General features: G+C 65.5%; 14 protein-coding genes. 7 read left to right on the top strand and 7 right to left on the bottom strand.

All coding sequences use genetic code 11. The annotated features are described in order from the left end of the window. Positions 1-43 precede the first annotated feature (43 nt). Positions 44-688 (bottom strand): DUF2161 domain-containing phosphodiesterase, encoded by a 645-nt coding sequence (locus AC0WR5_RS03855; RefSeq protein ID WP_475867071.1) that lies wholly within the window; start codon positions 686-688, stop codon positions 44-46. A gap of 405 nt (positions 689-1,093) precedes the next feature. Here AC0WR5_RS03855 and AC0WR5_RS03850 point away from each other — a divergent pair, with 405 nt between their 5' ends. From AC0WR5_RS03850 to AC0WR5_RS03830, 5 genes are all read left to right on the top strand, one after another. After that, complete coding sequence (locus AC0WR5_RS03850) at positions 1,094-2,014, top strand: manganese-dependent inorganic pyrophosphatase (protein ID WP_475867069.1); 921 nt, start codon at positions 1,094-1,096, stop codon at positions 2,012-2,014. A 260-nt stretch (positions 2,015-2,274) separates the two neighbouring features. Continuing rightward, a complete protein-coding gene (locus AC0WR5_RS03845) occupies positions 2,275-3,555 on the top strand; it encodes an O-acetylhomoserine aminocarboxypropyltransferase/cysteine synthase family protein (RefSeq protein ID WP_475867067.1) in 1,281 nt (426 codons plus the stop codon). Between the two features lie 114 nt (positions 3,556-3,669). Beyond that, positions 3,670-4,545 carry a TIGR01459 family HAD-type hydrolase gene (locus AC0WR5_RS03840; protein WP_475867065.1) on the top strand — a complete coding sequence of 292 codons (876 nt, stop codon included), beginning with the start codon at positions 3,670-3,672 and terminating at the stop codon, positions 4,543-4,545. 101 nt (positions 4,546-4,646) lie between these two features. Then, complete coding sequence (locus AC0WR5_RS03835; protein WP_475867063.1) at positions 4,647-5,090, top strand: MaoC family dehydratase; 444 nt, start codon at positions 4,647-4,649, stop codon at positions 5,088-5,090. A gap of 50 nt (positions 5,091-5,140) precedes the next feature. After that, complete coding sequence (locus AC0WR5_RS03830; protein WP_475867061.1) at positions 5,141-6,034, top strand: DUF817 domain-containing protein; 894 nt, start codon at positions 5,141-5,143, stop codon at positions 6,032-6,034. On the opposite strand, the gene AC0WR5_RS03825 is transcribed toward AC0WR5_RS03830, so the two are convergent. After that, on the bottom strand, positions 5,973-6,347 hold the full coding sequence (locus AC0WR5_RS03825; protein ID WP_475867059.1) for a hypothetical protein: 375 nt from the start codon (positions 6,345-6,347) through the stop codon (positions 5,973-5,975). The genes AC0WR5_RS03830 and AC0WR5_RS03825 overlap by 62 nt on opposite strands. A 107-nt stretch (positions 6,348-6,454) precedes the next feature. Here AC0WR5_RS03825 and AC0WR5_RS03820 point away from each other — a divergent pair, with 107 nt between their 5' ends. Then, positions 6,455-7,234 carry an alpha/beta fold hydrolase gene (locus AC0WR5_RS03820; RefSeq protein WP_475867057.1) on the top strand — a complete coding sequence of 260 codons (780 nt, stop codon included), beginning with the start codon at positions 6,455-6,457 and terminating at the stop codon, positions 7,232-7,234. Here the strand turns inward: AC0WR5_RS03820 and AC0WR5_RS03815 are convergent. After that, positions 7,231-7,416 carry a hypothetical protein gene (locus tag AC0WR5_RS03815; RefSeq protein ID WP_475867055.1) on the bottom strand — a complete coding sequence of 62 codons (186 nt, stop codon included), beginning with the start codon at positions 7,414-7,416 and terminating at the stop codon, positions 7,231-7,233. The genes AC0WR5_RS03820 and AC0WR5_RS03815 overlap by 4 nt on opposite strands. A 304-nt stretch (positions 7,417-7,720) precedes the next feature. Between AC0WR5_RS03815 and AC0WR5_RS03810 the strand changes: the two genes are divergently transcribed. After that, entirely contained in the window at positions 7,721-8,047 is a 327-nt protein-coding gene (locus AC0WR5_RS03810; protein ID WP_475867053.1) for a hypothetical protein, read from the top strand. A gap of 208 nt (positions 8,048-8,255) precedes the next feature. Here the strand turns inward: AC0WR5_RS03810 and AC0WR5_RS03805 are convergent, their stop codons facing one another. Genes AC0WR5_RS03805 through AC0WR5_RS03790 form a run of 4 tightly spaced genes read right to left on the bottom strand, consistent with a single transcriptional unit; the run spans position 8,256 to position 12,711 of the window. Beyond that, positions 8,256-9,125, bottom strand: a complete 870-nt coding sequence (locus AC0WR5_RS03805; RefSeq protein WP_475867051.1) for an SDR family NAD(P)-dependent oxidoreductase — start codon at positions 9,123-9,125, stop codon at positions 8,256-8,258. A 51-nt stretch (positions 9,126-9,176) separates the two neighbouring features. Beyond that, positions 9,177-10,205, bottom strand: coding sequence for an SDR family oxidoreductase (locus tag AC0WR5_RS03800; protein ID WP_475867049.1), 1,029 nt, complete (start codon positions 10,203-10,205; stop codon positions 9,177-9,179). Further along, complete coding sequence (locus AC0WR5_RS03795) at positions 10,202-11,128, bottom strand: bile acid:sodium symporter family protein (protein ID WP_475867047.1); 927 nt, start codon at positions 11,126-11,128, stop codon at positions 10,202-10,204. The genes AC0WR5_RS03800 and AC0WR5_RS03795 overlap by 4 nt, the downstream gene beginning before the upstream one ends. Next, positions 11,125-12,711, bottom strand: a complete 1,587-nt coding sequence (locus AC0WR5_RS03790; RefSeq protein ID WP_475867045.1) for a flavin-containing monooxygenase — start codon at positions 12,709-12,711, stop codon at positions 11,125-11,127. Before AC0WR5_RS03790 ends, AC0WR5_RS03795 begins: the two co-directional genes overlap by 4 nt. Positions 12,712-12,754 lie beyond the last annotated feature (43 nt).

The raw sequence follows: 12,754 nt of genomic DNA, 5'->3' as shown, positions 1-12,754 counted from the left end.
GCCGGGCTCCTGTCGCCGCGCCGCCTCGCCCGCCCCGCCTGTTTCAGCCGACTTCCGGTGCGGCCCGGCCCTTCGGCGTCAGGGCATAGGTGCCCGTCGCCACCCGCTCGAACCAGCCATAGTGATCGTCGCGCATGATCGTGGTGGCCCGCGGCACGCCGGTGGCCTTCGCCACCGCGGCGCCCTTGCTCGGCCCTTCCAACGCCAGGTGCCGGGCACAGCGGATCGCGTCCTGCCGATAGGCCGTCATCAGCGTCACCCGGGTCGAACCGCCCTGGTTCGGATCGCCTTCCCGGCGCTGAAATTCCCGCAGGAGCTTTCCCTGCCGCTGCCGGTTCTGCCGGGGCTGGTAGGGGCCCGGGTCGCAATGCACCTCGACAAAGCCGTCCCGCACCCGCACCGTGATCAGCCCAAGGCCAAGGCGGCGGCACAGCCCAACATGTGCGGCCAGCTGCTTGCGACCGCGCAGCGCCGGAATGGCCAGGTAGACGAAATCGCTCATCGTCTGCCGGTCCACTCCCTGCTGCACCAGGGTCAGGTTCATGCCGCGCTTCAGCTCCACGATCACGGGCTGCGGATCGTCGTCACGCAGGGCCACCACGTCGGCGCCCCGCACCTCCGCCTTCACCTCATAGCCCTGCCCCTCGAGAAAGGCCTTCACGGGCGCATAGAGATCCGTCTCTGCCATCTTGCCTGCCATGAGATGCTGATAGCGCGCGCCGGCCCCGCTGCGAAGGGCCGAAGAGCATGAAAGCGAAGGATGAGGATTTGCCTGCCGCAGCGCCCGCGCCGTTAAGCGCGCGCTGCGTTAACCCGTGCACCTCGGCGGATCCGCACCGACGCGATACCGACGTGATACCGACGTGATACCGACGTTGCGATTTCGGCCGATCTGCCCTGTTAACCCGTGCAAATCCGGGCGATTCGCTGCAGTGCAGTACCGACGTGGCGTGCGTACCCGGTAGGCATTCCGCAACCCGATTACCCCCTCCCCGGCCCCGCGCGGAAAACCCAGCGTTCCATGGGTGACAAGGCGCCGGAGCGCTCCTATAAGGGCGCGCAAAGACCCATATTTCAAAGGAACTCTGATAGCATGACGATCAAGGTTTTTGGCCACAAGTCCCCCGACACCGATTCCGCGGGCTCCGCGCTCATCTGGGCCTGGTACCTCAACGAGGTCGCCGGCACGCCGGCCGAGGCCAAGCTGCTGGGCGAGCCCAATACCGAAGCCGCCTATGTGCTTGAAAAATGGGGTTTCTCCAAGCCCGAGATCATCTCCGAAGTGACCGCCGAGGATGATGTCGTCATCGTCGACACCAACAACCCGGCCGAGCTGCCGGCAGCGATCAACGACGCCAACGTCATCCAGATCATCGACCACCACAAGCTGGTCGGCGGCCTTGAAACCAAGGGCCCGATCGACATCACGATCAAGCCGCTCGCCTGCACCGCCACCATCATGTACGACCTGATGGGCGAGGCCACCTCCAAGCTGCCCGACAACGTCAAGGGCCTGGTGCTCTCGTGCATCCTTTCGGACACGCTGGAGTTCCGCTCGCCCACCACCACCGACATCGACAAGGCCCTGGCCGAGAAGCTCGCCTCCGAGCTGAACATCGAGATCGGCACCTACGCTTCTGAAATGTTTGAAGCAAAATCCGACGTCTCGGCCTTCTCCGATGCCGAACTGATCCGGATGGATTCCAAGGAATACGCGGTCGAAGGCACCAAGTTCCGCGTCTCCGTGCTGGAAACCACCGCACCCAAGATCGTGCTCGACCGCAAGGCCTCGCTGATGGAGAGCTTCAAGACTGTCGCCGCCGAAGATGGCGTCGACGAGGTGCTGCTCTTCGTGGTCGACATCCTGAACGAGGAAGCCACCCTCTTCGTGCCGAACGACCTGGTCAAGACCGTTGCCGAGAAGAGCTTCGATGCCACTGTCGAGGGCGACACCGTCGTCCTGCCCGGTATCATGTCCCGGAAAAAGCAGATCATCCCGAACCTCAAGCTCTGATCTGCACCGCACTCCCTATCGGAAAGGGCGCCCACCAGGGCGCCCTTTTTCTTTGGCAACCGGGGGGCTCTGCCCCCGCCGCCGCTCCGCGACGCCCCCCGGATATTTCGAACAGGGAAACAAGCGGATACCCCCCCCGTTTCCCTGTTCGAAATATCCCTGCCGGAGGCACGGCCCTAGGGGCCGTTCAACACGTCGCCTTTCCCCCCACGACCAAACCTGATCTACCTCGTGAAGCCATTTCACGGAGGAGTTTCAGAATGACCCAAGGTTTCGACACCCTGCAAATCCATGCCGGCAGCGCGCCCGATCCTGCCACCGGCGCCCGTCAGGTCCCGATCTACCAGACCACGGCATACGTTTTCCGCGATGCCGATCACGCGGCGGCGCTCTTCAATCTGCAGGAGGTGGGATATATCTACTCCCGCCTCACCAACCCAACCGTGGTCGCGCTGCAGAACCGCATCGCGGCACTGGAAGGGGGCGCCGGTGCGGTTTGCTGCTCCTCGGGGCATGGGGCACAGATCATGGCGCTCTTTCCGCTGATGGGCCCAGGATTGAACATCGTGGCCTCGAACCGCCTCTATGGCGGTACCATCACGCAGTTTTCCCAGACCTTCAAACGCTTCGGGTGGTCCTGCACCTTTGTCGACATGGACGACGAGGAGGCGGTCAAGGCGGCCATCGACGCGAACACCCGCGCCATCTTCTGCGAGACGATCGCAAACCCCGGCGGCTATGTCACCGATATTCCCGCCATGGCGAAGATCGCTGATGCCTCCGGCATTCCGCTGATCGTCGACAATACCTCGGCCACGCCCGCCCTCTGCCGCCCCATCGAGCTGGGCGCCACGCTGGTGGTGCATTCGATGACGAAATACCTGACCGGCAATGGCACCGTTACCGGCGGTTGCGTGGTGGATTCCGGCACCTTCGACTGGGGGGCTTCAGGCAAGTTCCCCTCGCTCTCCGACCCCGAGCCCGCCTATCACGGGCTGAAGTTCCAGGAGACCTTCGGCCCCGCTGCCTTCACCTTCCATTCCATCGCCATCGGTCTGCGCGACCTGGGCATGACGCTGAATCCGCAGGCCGCGCACTACACGCTTATGGGCATCGAGACGCTCTCGCTGCGCATGGCGAAACACGTGGAGAATGCCACGGAGATCGCCCGATGGCTGGAGGCCGATCCGCGCATCGATGCGGTCACCTACCCGGGTCTGGAAAGCAGCCCTTACCACGCCCGCGGCAAGACGATCACGCCCAAGGGGGCCGGCGCCCTCTTCACGGTGGCGGTCAAGGGCGGCTATGACGCCTGCGTCAAGCTGGTCGAAAATCTCAAGCTCTTCAGCCACGTGGCCAATCTCGGGGATACCCGCTCGCTGATCATCCACTCCGCATCGACAACGCACCGCCAGCTGACCGAAGAGCAGCAACGCGCTGCCGGCGCTGCACCGGAGGTGGTGCGGCTGTCCATCGGAACCGAGGACGCCGCAGACCTGATCGCGGACCTTGATCAGGCGCTGTCGGCAGCCACCAGCTGATCGCCTGATCCTCTGCGGGGCCGGAACTTCCACTGGCCCCGCGCCGTTTGATCCGGCATACCCTGCGCAACCCGCGGCAGCCCCGCATCAGGCCCTTTGCCCCAAGGATATTTCATGACCCGGATCGTTTCCTCCCTCGCCGAAATCTCTGACGACTACGACGCCTTCTTCGTCGATCTCTGGGGCTGCGTGCACAACGGCGTCCACGCCCTGCCCGAGGCCGTCGCAGCCCTGCAAAAGGTCCGGTCCGAGGGCAAGAAGGTCGTTCTCGTCACCAACTCCCCCCGGCCGCGGGCACAGGTCGAAGCCCAGATCACCGAAGATTTCGGCGTGGCCCGTGATGCCTGGGACATGATTGCCACTTCCGGTGACAGTGCCCGGGCCGCACTCTATGACGGAGCCGTGGGCGACAAGGTCTATTTCATCGGCGTTGAGCAGGAAAAGACCTTCTTCAAGCCCCTCAACATCCAGGAAAACCCGGACGAAATCACCATCGTGCCCCTGGAAGAGGCCGAGGGCATCGTCTGCACCGGCCCCTTCGATGCCATGGCAGATCCTTCTGTGCTGCGCCCGCAACTGCTGCTGGCCAAGACCCGCGGGCTGAAACTGCTCTGCGCCAACCCGGATATCGTCGTCGACCGCGGAGATCACCGCGAATGGTGTGCCGGCGCTGTGGCGCAGCTCTATTCCGAGATGGGGGGCGAGAGCCTCTATTTCGGCAAGCCGCATCCGCCGATCTACGATCTGGCACACATTCGCCTGTCAGAGATCCACGCCGATGCGAAGAACGCCCGGATCCTGGCCATCGGCGACGGGATTCACACCGACATCGAGGGCGCGATTGGAGAGGGGATCGACTCACTCTTCATCACCGGGGGCCTGGCGGCCGAAGAAACCCGCACCGAGGAGCAGCCCGACCCGGAAGCGCTCGCGGCGTTCATCAAACAGGAACGAATCGAGCCTACCTTCTCCATAGGCAAGCTGAGATAAGACGAAAGCAGGGTTGCTTTCTGCGTCCGCAAAGTAATATTGTTACGCTAAAGGCGATTCATTCGCCGCAATATTACTCTCTCGATTTCATGGAGGGGCGGATGTTGGATAACTTCCCGCGCGGTACGATCTGCATCGAAGACATCGAGATGGGCATGACCCGTCACCTGAGAAAAGTCGTGACCGACGAGGACATCGAAATGTTCTCGAAGGTCTCGACGGACAGGAACCCGGTTCACCTCGATGACGACTATGCCCGCGACACGATCTTCGGTGGCCGGATCGCCCATGGTATGCTGACCGCAGGGCTCGTTTCCGCCGTGATCGGCGAACAGCTGCCCGGACATGGCACGGTCTACATGGGGCAATCGCTGAAATTCCTAGCCCCGGTTCGCCCGGGCGACATGGTTACCGCAGAGGTCGAGGTGATCGGCATCGACCATGGCAAGCGCCGTGTGCAACTCGATTGCAGGTGCATGGTCGACGGCAAGAAGGTGCTGATCGGAGAGGCCACGGTCCTGGCGCCCTCTGCCAAGTTCGACTGAGCCCGCCTGAAACGCTGGACAGAGGCCGGTGCGGCAGCGAAAAGCGGGGCATGACGGATCTAGCCCCTGATGCCTTTTCACAGCGTGCCGCCCGACGGGTTCGCACTCTTCTGCCGCCTTTCTGGGCCGGCCTTACGATCTTTGTCGCCAAGCAGCTCTGGGCCGCGCTTTTTGCCATTATCATCCTCGGGTCGATCCTGATCTCCCGTGCCATCTGGCAGCCCGACTGGCCCCTGGCGCGCTACGACGCATTGTTCCTGATCGCCGTAACCACCCAAATCATCCTGCTGGCAACCAGGCTGGAAACCCCGCAGGAGGCCCTGGTTATCCTGTTGTTTCACTTTACCGGCACGGCGATGGAGTGGTTCAAGGTCAACCACGGCAGCTGGCATTATCCCGAAGCGGGGGTTTTCAAGGTGTTCAACGTGCCGCTCTTTACCGGCTTCATGTATGCCTCGGTCGGCAGCTACATTGCCCGGGTCACCCGTTCCTTCGACGCCGTCTTTGCCCCCTATCCGCCCTATTGGACAAGCGTCGTGCTGGCCGTGGCCATCTATGGCAACTTCATGGCGAACAACTATTTGCCGGACATCCGGCTGGCGCTCTTCGCGGCGAGCCTGCTGCTTTTCCTGCGCACACGGATGTGGTTCCGCATCGGAGAGAAGTGGCTCTGGATGCCCTTCCCGCTCGCGGCGCTCGCCATCGCGGTCGCGCTCTGGATCGCTGAGAACATCGGCACGGTCACCGGCACCTGGGCCTATCCCGGACAGGATCGGTTCCAGTTCGTGTCCCTGCAGAAAATGGGCTCTTGGTACCTGCTCTTCTTCGTCAGCTTCACAACCGTCACGCTGGTCCTGCGCGACGCCCTGCGCCACGCGCCCTTCAGCCCGGGATCACGTAGCGGGTCATCACCACAAGCAGGACCGCAAGCAGCAGAAGGTTAAAGGCGATCGAGGAAAGCACGTCGAGCGTCAGTCCGATCTTACGATCGCGTGGATCATAGGCGTCCACCGCGACACCCATCTTCCGAACTGGGGCCTTCAGCTTGCTGTGATCAACCTGTCGCGACAGCTTCGGATGCTCATCAAGCGTCTGTGCTTCAATGATCTTTTCCGCGGAACTGCGTGCATAGCGGGGCAACCGGCGCCCGGCCTGTGCAACCAGTTCAGCAAAGCTGCCGTCCTTGCGGTTCAGCTTCTTGCGGAGGTTGCGCTCCAGCTTTTCCACTTCGGTGCGAAACTGAGCTTCGTCGAACATCGTTAACTCCCGGACCCTGGCGGGCAATCTAGCGCAGCGCGGCGGCGGGGCCAATATCAGCGGCAATACCTCTGGTGGCGATCCGCCGGCTTGGCTATTCCTGCATCATGCTGAACGTGATCCGCCATGACGGCCCCGCCGCACCTGCCCCCCTCGTGATCGTCCATGGCCTCTTCGGCTCTGGGCGGAACTGGGGCGTGATCGCGAAACGGCTCTCCTCGGAGCGGCAAGTCATCTGCGTGGACATGCGCAACCATGGGAATTCCTTCAGGAATCCCTCGCAATCCTACCCGGACATGGCCGCCGATCTGGCCGAGGTGATCGACACGGAAGGGCGACCATGCGACGTGCTGGGGCACTCGATGGGAGGGAAGGCGTCGATGGTGCTGGCGATGCTCTACCCGGAGAAGGTGGCGCGGTTGGTGGTGGCGGACATCGCGCCGGTGACGTACCGGCATTCGCAGCAGGAATTTATTGATGCGATGAAAAGCGTGGACCTGCAGAAGGTTAACAGACGCTCGGATGCGGAACAGCAGCTGGCTGCGGCGAGCGTTGAACGCGCATTGCAGAGCTTTTTCACGCAAAGCCTTGATGTCCAAGAGAAAAAATGGCGCCTGAACCTGGATGTGCTGGAAGACCAGATGGACCTGATCACCGGCTTTCCGGAGGATCTAAAAGGCCCCTACGAGGGCCCCACCCTGTTCCTTTCAGGCGGGGAAAGCCGCTATATGAAGCCGGAATATCGCAGCCATATCAAAGAGTTGTTCCCCAACGCCCGGTTCGCGAAAATCCCCGGCGCGGGGCACTGGCTGCATGCGGAGAAGCCGCGGGAGTTCGAGGCCATCGTGGCGGAATACCTCCGCCACGGGGACAAGGCCGAGAGTTAACCGTCTCGCTCGACCACGCGGATCGCCTGCCGCGCCAGCGGACGGGCCAGGGCGAAAGAGCCGGCATAGGCCAGAACGAAGGCCGGCACGTTCGCGTAACCTGTTGAAAACAGGGCCGTTTCAAGGCCGCTGGACAGGGCGACGGCCATCAGGATGAAGAGCGGCGCTTCGGGAATTTGCATGGGGAGCCTCCTTTCCTATGTCCCTAGTCTAGGCCCCGCAGCCGCGATTAACCTTGATCAGGATCAGATTTCGCACCGGCGACTCATCTTTGAAAGAGTTAATCCGAAGGCGCCGCACGGGGCCTTAAGCCCCTGAACCGACGCAGCGGCCAGGATGGATCAGGACCGAATCGGGGGGGAAACGGGGCCGATCCCCTACCCCCGAAACGGGCCCGAAAACGCCCGGAATCGGGGCATCGGTCCTTTTTCGCCCGATTGCGGGACCGAAGCCCCGACCCGGCCCAGAGCAACCGGAGAGCCACCCGTGCAATTGCCCCATCTGAAGACCATGTCGGTGACAAAATTTCGCGAAACCGCAAATAAAGAGCTGCGCTGGATGAACGACATGGGCGGCCACATCTGGCTGACCCGGCACGGGCGCCACGTGGGCGCGGTGATCCCGATGAGCCAGGTGAAGGCGCTGGAAACTCTGCTGCGCTGGGACACCGAGGAATATGCCCGCAAGCAGGAACGCGATTACCAGACCTGGAAACGCGCCAAGGCGAAAATGGAATACGTGGCCTGGGTGCCCTATGGCAGCGAGGACCTGACCGAGGCCGAGAGCCTGGCCATGCTGTACAAGGGCGACTGACGACACCCCGAAAGAGCGCCCCGAAAGAGCGCCCCGGAAGCGCGATCGGCGAAAGCGACCGGGAAAGGCGCGGCGGACGCGGGAAGATTCGGCGCCGGGCGGGCGCAACCTGCCCTGCCCGGCGCCTGGCCGGCGACTCCTGAGCGGGGGCGCGATCAGGGCGCCGCCGCCGCTCACCTCCCCAGGTGGAGCCTGCCGGATGGGGGCCCTAGCGCGCGGCGGAGCGCGGCGCGGCACGGCGGATGTTGCGGACCATGGCCCGCTCCATCAACCGGGGCGAAAGACGCTGGAGATACCAGGCGAGCCGCGCCACGCGGCCCACGGGGATCATCGTCACATCATGGGAAAGGCCGCGCAGGATCACCCGGGCGGCGGCGGCGGGGCTCATGTAGTCCATGCCGTCGGCGGCGGCGCCGGGGCGGCCGATGCCGCCCTGCCCCGCGCCGGGATCCGCGGCATCGGGATTGGTGGCCACGAAGGAAGGCGCGGCGATGACCACGCGCACGCCATGGGGCGCCTCCTCGGACCGCAGGGAATGGAAGAACCCTTCGAGCGCATGTTTCGAGGCGGCATAGGCGGTGCGCCGGGTCAGCGGCGAGAACCCCGCCACCGAGGAGATTGCCAGGTGGATGCCGCCGGCCGCGCGCAGGTCGGGCAGGAAGGCCGCGGCCATGGCGACGGCGGCGAAGTAGTTGACCTCGAACAGCCGGCGATGGGCGGCGGGGTCGCTGTCGGCGAAATCGGCGATCATCGTGACCCCGGCGTTGTAGATCACCATGTCGATCGAGGGCCGCGCGGCGCGGATCGCGGCGCAGCTCGCGTGGAGGGCGGCGGCATCGGTCAGGTCGCAGGGCCAGAGACTGATATCGGGGCCGATATGGGGGCTGGCGGCGTTGTCGAGCGCCGCGCCCGGCAGGTCGACCAGGGCGCAATGCCAGCCCCGTTCGATCAGCCCCGCGGCCAGCGCACGACCGAGGCCGCCGGCGCCGCCGGTGATCACGGCGGTGCGCCCGTGGCGAGGGGCCGTACCGCGCCGGTCAGCGGCATGTTCGGAATGATCGGCGGAGCTGTGGGTCATGGAGGCTGGCATCAAAAGGGTCACTGGTACTGGTGTGGAAATGGGGTGGCGTCACGGCAGGGCGGCACGGCGCCAGAGGTCGAAGACGGCGGCGGCGTCGAGCTCTGGCTGATAGCCGAAGTCGCGTTTCAGGGCGGTGTTGTCGAGCACGGGGCGGTATTGCAGGAAGCCCACCTGCTCCGGCCCGTAGCGCGACAGGCGCAGCGGCCGGGCCAGCGCCAGCCCCCGGCGCAGCACGCCCGCGGGCAGGCGCACCAGCGGCTTGCCCATGGCGCGCGCCAGGTCGGCCATGGTCATGCGCCCGTCGGCGGCGACGTTGTAGATGCCCGACGGCCCGTCGGTGGCCGCGCGCAGCAGGATCCGGGCGAGGTCTTCCGTCCAGATGAAGACGAAGGGGCTGTCGCTGCCGCGGATGGCGAGCAGGCGCGGCTTGTGGAAGAGCGCGGTGATCTGGTTTTCAACCCCGGCGCCCAGCACCGTGCCCACGCGCAGCACCACCTGTTCGAGCTGCGGCGCGTTCTTACGGGCGCGGGCGAGCAGCTCCTCGACCTGGCGCTTGTGATCGGAATAGGCAAACTCCGGGTTGCCGCGCAGGGCGCAGCCCTCGGTGAGGGGCACGGGGTTGTCGGCGTGATAGCCATAGGCCGCCCCCGAGGAGGTGACCACGAGCCGTTCGACGCCATGGGCGATGCAGGCGGTCAGCACGCGGCGGGTGCCCTCGACATCCACCTGGTATTCCCAGGCGCGGGTCGAGCCCTTTGGCGGGGTGACGATGGAGGCCAGGTGCACCACCACCCGCGGCCGCAGGCGCGCGATGACGCGATCGGCATCGCCGCCGGTGACATCGAGCGTGTGGAAGGCCGAGCCCTGCGGCAGCACCAGCGGCGCACGGATGTCGGTGGCGTGGACGGGACCCTGGACAGTGTTCGAGAGGCCGAGGCTGCCGATCTGGTCGAGCAGCGCCTGCCCCACCATGCCGGCGGCGCCGGTGATCAGGATGCCGCCATCGGGATTGCCCTGCAGGGCGCGCCCGAGCGAGGCCGGCAGCGGGCGGCGTTCGGTGGTGCGATTATTGCTCATGCGGTCACCTCGCGCTTTACCGGGCGGGGCAGCGGGCGGCGGCGCCAGAGGGTGGCGAGGGCGAGGCCAGCAACGGCATGCCACATGCCCCAGAAGGCCGCGACCACGGCCATGCCGCCGAGGCCGCCGAAGAAGGAGAAGATCAGGATCAGGCCCAGGCCCGAGTTCTGGATCCCGGTTTCCATGGTGATGGCGCGGCGGTCGAAGGCGGACAGGCGGAAGAGGGTTGCCGTGCCGAAGCCGCCGGAGAAGGCGAGCGCGTTATGGGCCACGACGAGGCCCGCAACCATCCAGGCGTAATGCAGGAAGAAGGAGAAGTTGCCGGCCAGAGCGATGACGATGAAGGCGAGGAAGATCACCATCGAAAGCGTCTGCAAAGGGCGGCGCAGGCGGGCGGCGAGCCGGGGCGCGCGGGCGGCCAGCGCCATGCCGGCGGCGAGCGGCAGCAGCAGCATGAAGAAGACGATCAGGGCCATGCGCATCGGGTCGATGTGGATGATCTGCAGCAGCTCTCTGGTGGGGGGATAGAGGCCGCCCCAGAAGGAGATGTTGAGCGGGGTCATCACCACCGCGGCCATGGTGGCGATGGCGGTCATGGAGACCGAGAGCGCGGTATTGCCGCCGGCGCGGTGGGTGAGGAAATTGGAGATGTTGCCGCCCGGGCAGGCGGCCACGAGGATGAGGCCGAGGGCGATGGAAGGGCGCGGCTGCACCAGCAGGATCAGCGCGAAGGTGAGCACCGGCAGAACGATGAACTGGGAGATCATGCCGGCGATGACCGGGCGCGGGCGGCGCGCCAGCTGCCGGAAGGCGCGGGGGTCGATGTCGAGGGCGATGGCGAACATGACCACGGCGAGGACGCCGTTGAGCAGGGCGAGCGAGCCGGGGCTGAAGTTCAGGCGGATGAGATCGAGATCGGTCATGGAGCCGCCTGTTTCAGCGCGTCGATGCGGCGGGTGACGGCGCGGCGATAGGTGGCCTTGTCGACGTAATAGGCCATGCGGGGCAGGTCGATGTAGGACATGCCGCCGGTGGCGCGGGTGAAGCCGCGGGCCTTTTCGTCGTGGATCGCGCGGGCGGCGACGTTGCCGCTACGCAGGCCCGCGATGTAGCGGGCGACCATCTCGGCCTGCTCGTGGCGGCCCTGCCAGCCGAGGCCGGAGGCCTCGACCATGCCCATGACGAAGAGATCATCGCGCGCGGGGTGCATGCAGTTGAGGAAGAGATGCGGCGCGTGGCCCTGCCAGTTGAGCAGCTCGCGGTCGATGAACGGATAGTGCAGCCGGTAGCCGGTGGCCGCCAGGATCATGTCGTAGCTGCCGGTGGTGCCGTCGGTGAAGGTGACCGTCTGCCCGGAGATGTCGGCGATATCCGGCCGGATGCCGATGTCGCCGTGCCCTGCGTGGAAGGTCACCAGGGAATTCACCACCGGGTGGCTCTCGTAGAGGGCATAATCGGGTTTTGGAAAGCCGAGGCGCTCGGGCCGGCCGGTGAAGGCCCGCAGGATGGCACCATCGACCCGGCGTTTCAGCCACATCGGCAGGCGGATCGCGCCGCCCAGCGTGTCGGTGGGCCGCCCGAAGACGTATTTCGGCACGAAGTAATAGCCCCGCCGCATCGACAGGTCGACGGCCTCGGCGTGATGCACCGCATCCACCGCGATATCGCAGCCGGAGTTGCCGGCACCCACGATCAGCACCCGCTTGCCCTCGAACTGATGGGCATGGCGATACTGGCTCGAATGGATCAGCTCGCCGCAGAAATCGCCGGGAAAGCGCGGCAGGTTCGGCTCGGAGAGCGTGCCGTTGCAGATCATCACCGTGCCGAAGAGCGCGCTGTGCTCCTCGCCCTCCTCGCGCCAGGTGACGCGCCAGCCCTCGCCCGGCGCGCCCAGCGGCACGCAGGAGAGCACCTCGGCATTGAAGCGGTAGTGATCGCGCAGGCCGAAGTGATCGGCGAAGGCGCGGAAATAACGCTTGAGCTCGCGGTGCGACGGATAATCGGCCAGGCTGTCTTCCATCGGGAAATCGGCAAATTCCGTCATCCGCCGCGAGGAGATCAGATGCGCGGTCTCGTACATGGTGGAGCGGGGCGCGTCGATGTCCCAGAGACCGCCGACATCGCCGTGCAGTTCGAACCCCCGGAAGGGCACGCCCTGTTCGGCCAGCGTCTTGGCCGCCGCCAAGCCCATCGGCCCCGCTCCGATCACCGCGACGCGGCGCAGCTCCTCCTTCTGCGCGGCACCCGCGGTGGTGCCCCGACCCGGCAGGGCGTCTTCCGGTAGCGCCTCTGCCGGGTCCGGTTCGGCCAGGGACGGCCAGGACGGTTGCGGCGCTCCCCGTGCCACGCCCGTCCGGGCCTTTCCTGTCCGGGGCCCCTCGGTCCGTTCCCCCTCGGTCCGGACCAATCCAGTCTCTGCGCCCCGCCCCGCGTCGGAGGCCTCGTTTCGGGCCGGATCCTGTGCCGGATCGGCCGGGCGCAGGCCCGTTGCTGTCGCGTTCGTCACGTCGCGATCCTCCTCCCAGAGATGGGAAGAGCCTCCCAACTCT

The organism is Pseudooceanicola sp. DL12 (assembly GCF_056270665.1).
This window is presented reverse-complemented; position numbering and strand designations above follow the sequence as displayed.

Coding starts and splice junctions, on each gene's coding strand:
- AC0WR5_RS03855 (WP_475867071.1), bottom strand. CDS start 688: ATGGCAGAGACGGATCTCTATGCGCCCGTGAAGGCCTTTCTCGAGGGG.
- AC0WR5_RS03850 (WP_475867069.1), top strand. CDS start 1,094: ATGACGATCAAGGTTTTTGGCCACAAGTCCCCCGACACCGATTCCGCG.
- AC0WR5_RS03845 (WP_475867067.1), top strand. CDS start 2,275: ATGACCCAAGGTTTCGACACCCTGCAAATCCATGCCGGCAGCGCGCCC.
- AC0WR5_RS03840 (WP_475867065.1), top strand. CDS start 3,670: ATGACCCGGATCGTTTCCTCCCTCGCCGAAATCTCTGACGACTACGAC.
- AC0WR5_RS03835 (WP_475867063.1), top strand. CDS start 4,647: ATGTTGGATAACTTCCCGCGCGGTACGATCTGCATCGAAGACATCGAG.
- AC0WR5_RS03830 (WP_475867061.1), top strand. CDS start 5,141: ATGACGGATCTAGCCCCTGATGCCTTTTCACAGCGTGCCGCCCGACGG.
- AC0WR5_RS03825 (WP_475867059.1), bottom strand. CDS start 6,347: ATGTTCGACGAAGCTCAGTTTCGCACCGAAGTGGAAAAGCTGGAGCGC.
- AC0WR5_RS03820 (WP_475867057.1), top strand. CDS start 6,455: ATGCTGAACGTGATCCGCCATGACGGCCCCGCCGCACCTGCCCCCCTC.
- AC0WR5_RS03815 (WP_475867055.1), bottom strand. CDS start 7,416: ATGCAAATTCCCGAAGCGCCGCTCTTCATCCTGATGGCCGTCGCCCTG.
- AC0WR5_RS03805 (WP_475867051.1), bottom strand. CDS start 9,125: ATGACCCACAGCTCCGCCGATCATTCCGAACATGCCGCTGACCGGCGC.
- AC0WR5_RS03800 (WP_475867049.1), bottom strand. CDS start 10,205: ATGAGCAATAATCGCACCACCGAACGCCGCCCGCTGCCGGCCTCGCTC.
- AC0WR5_RS03795 (WP_475867047.1), bottom strand. CDS start 11,128: ATGACCGATCTCGATCTCATCCGCCTGAACTTCAGCCCCGGCTCGCTC.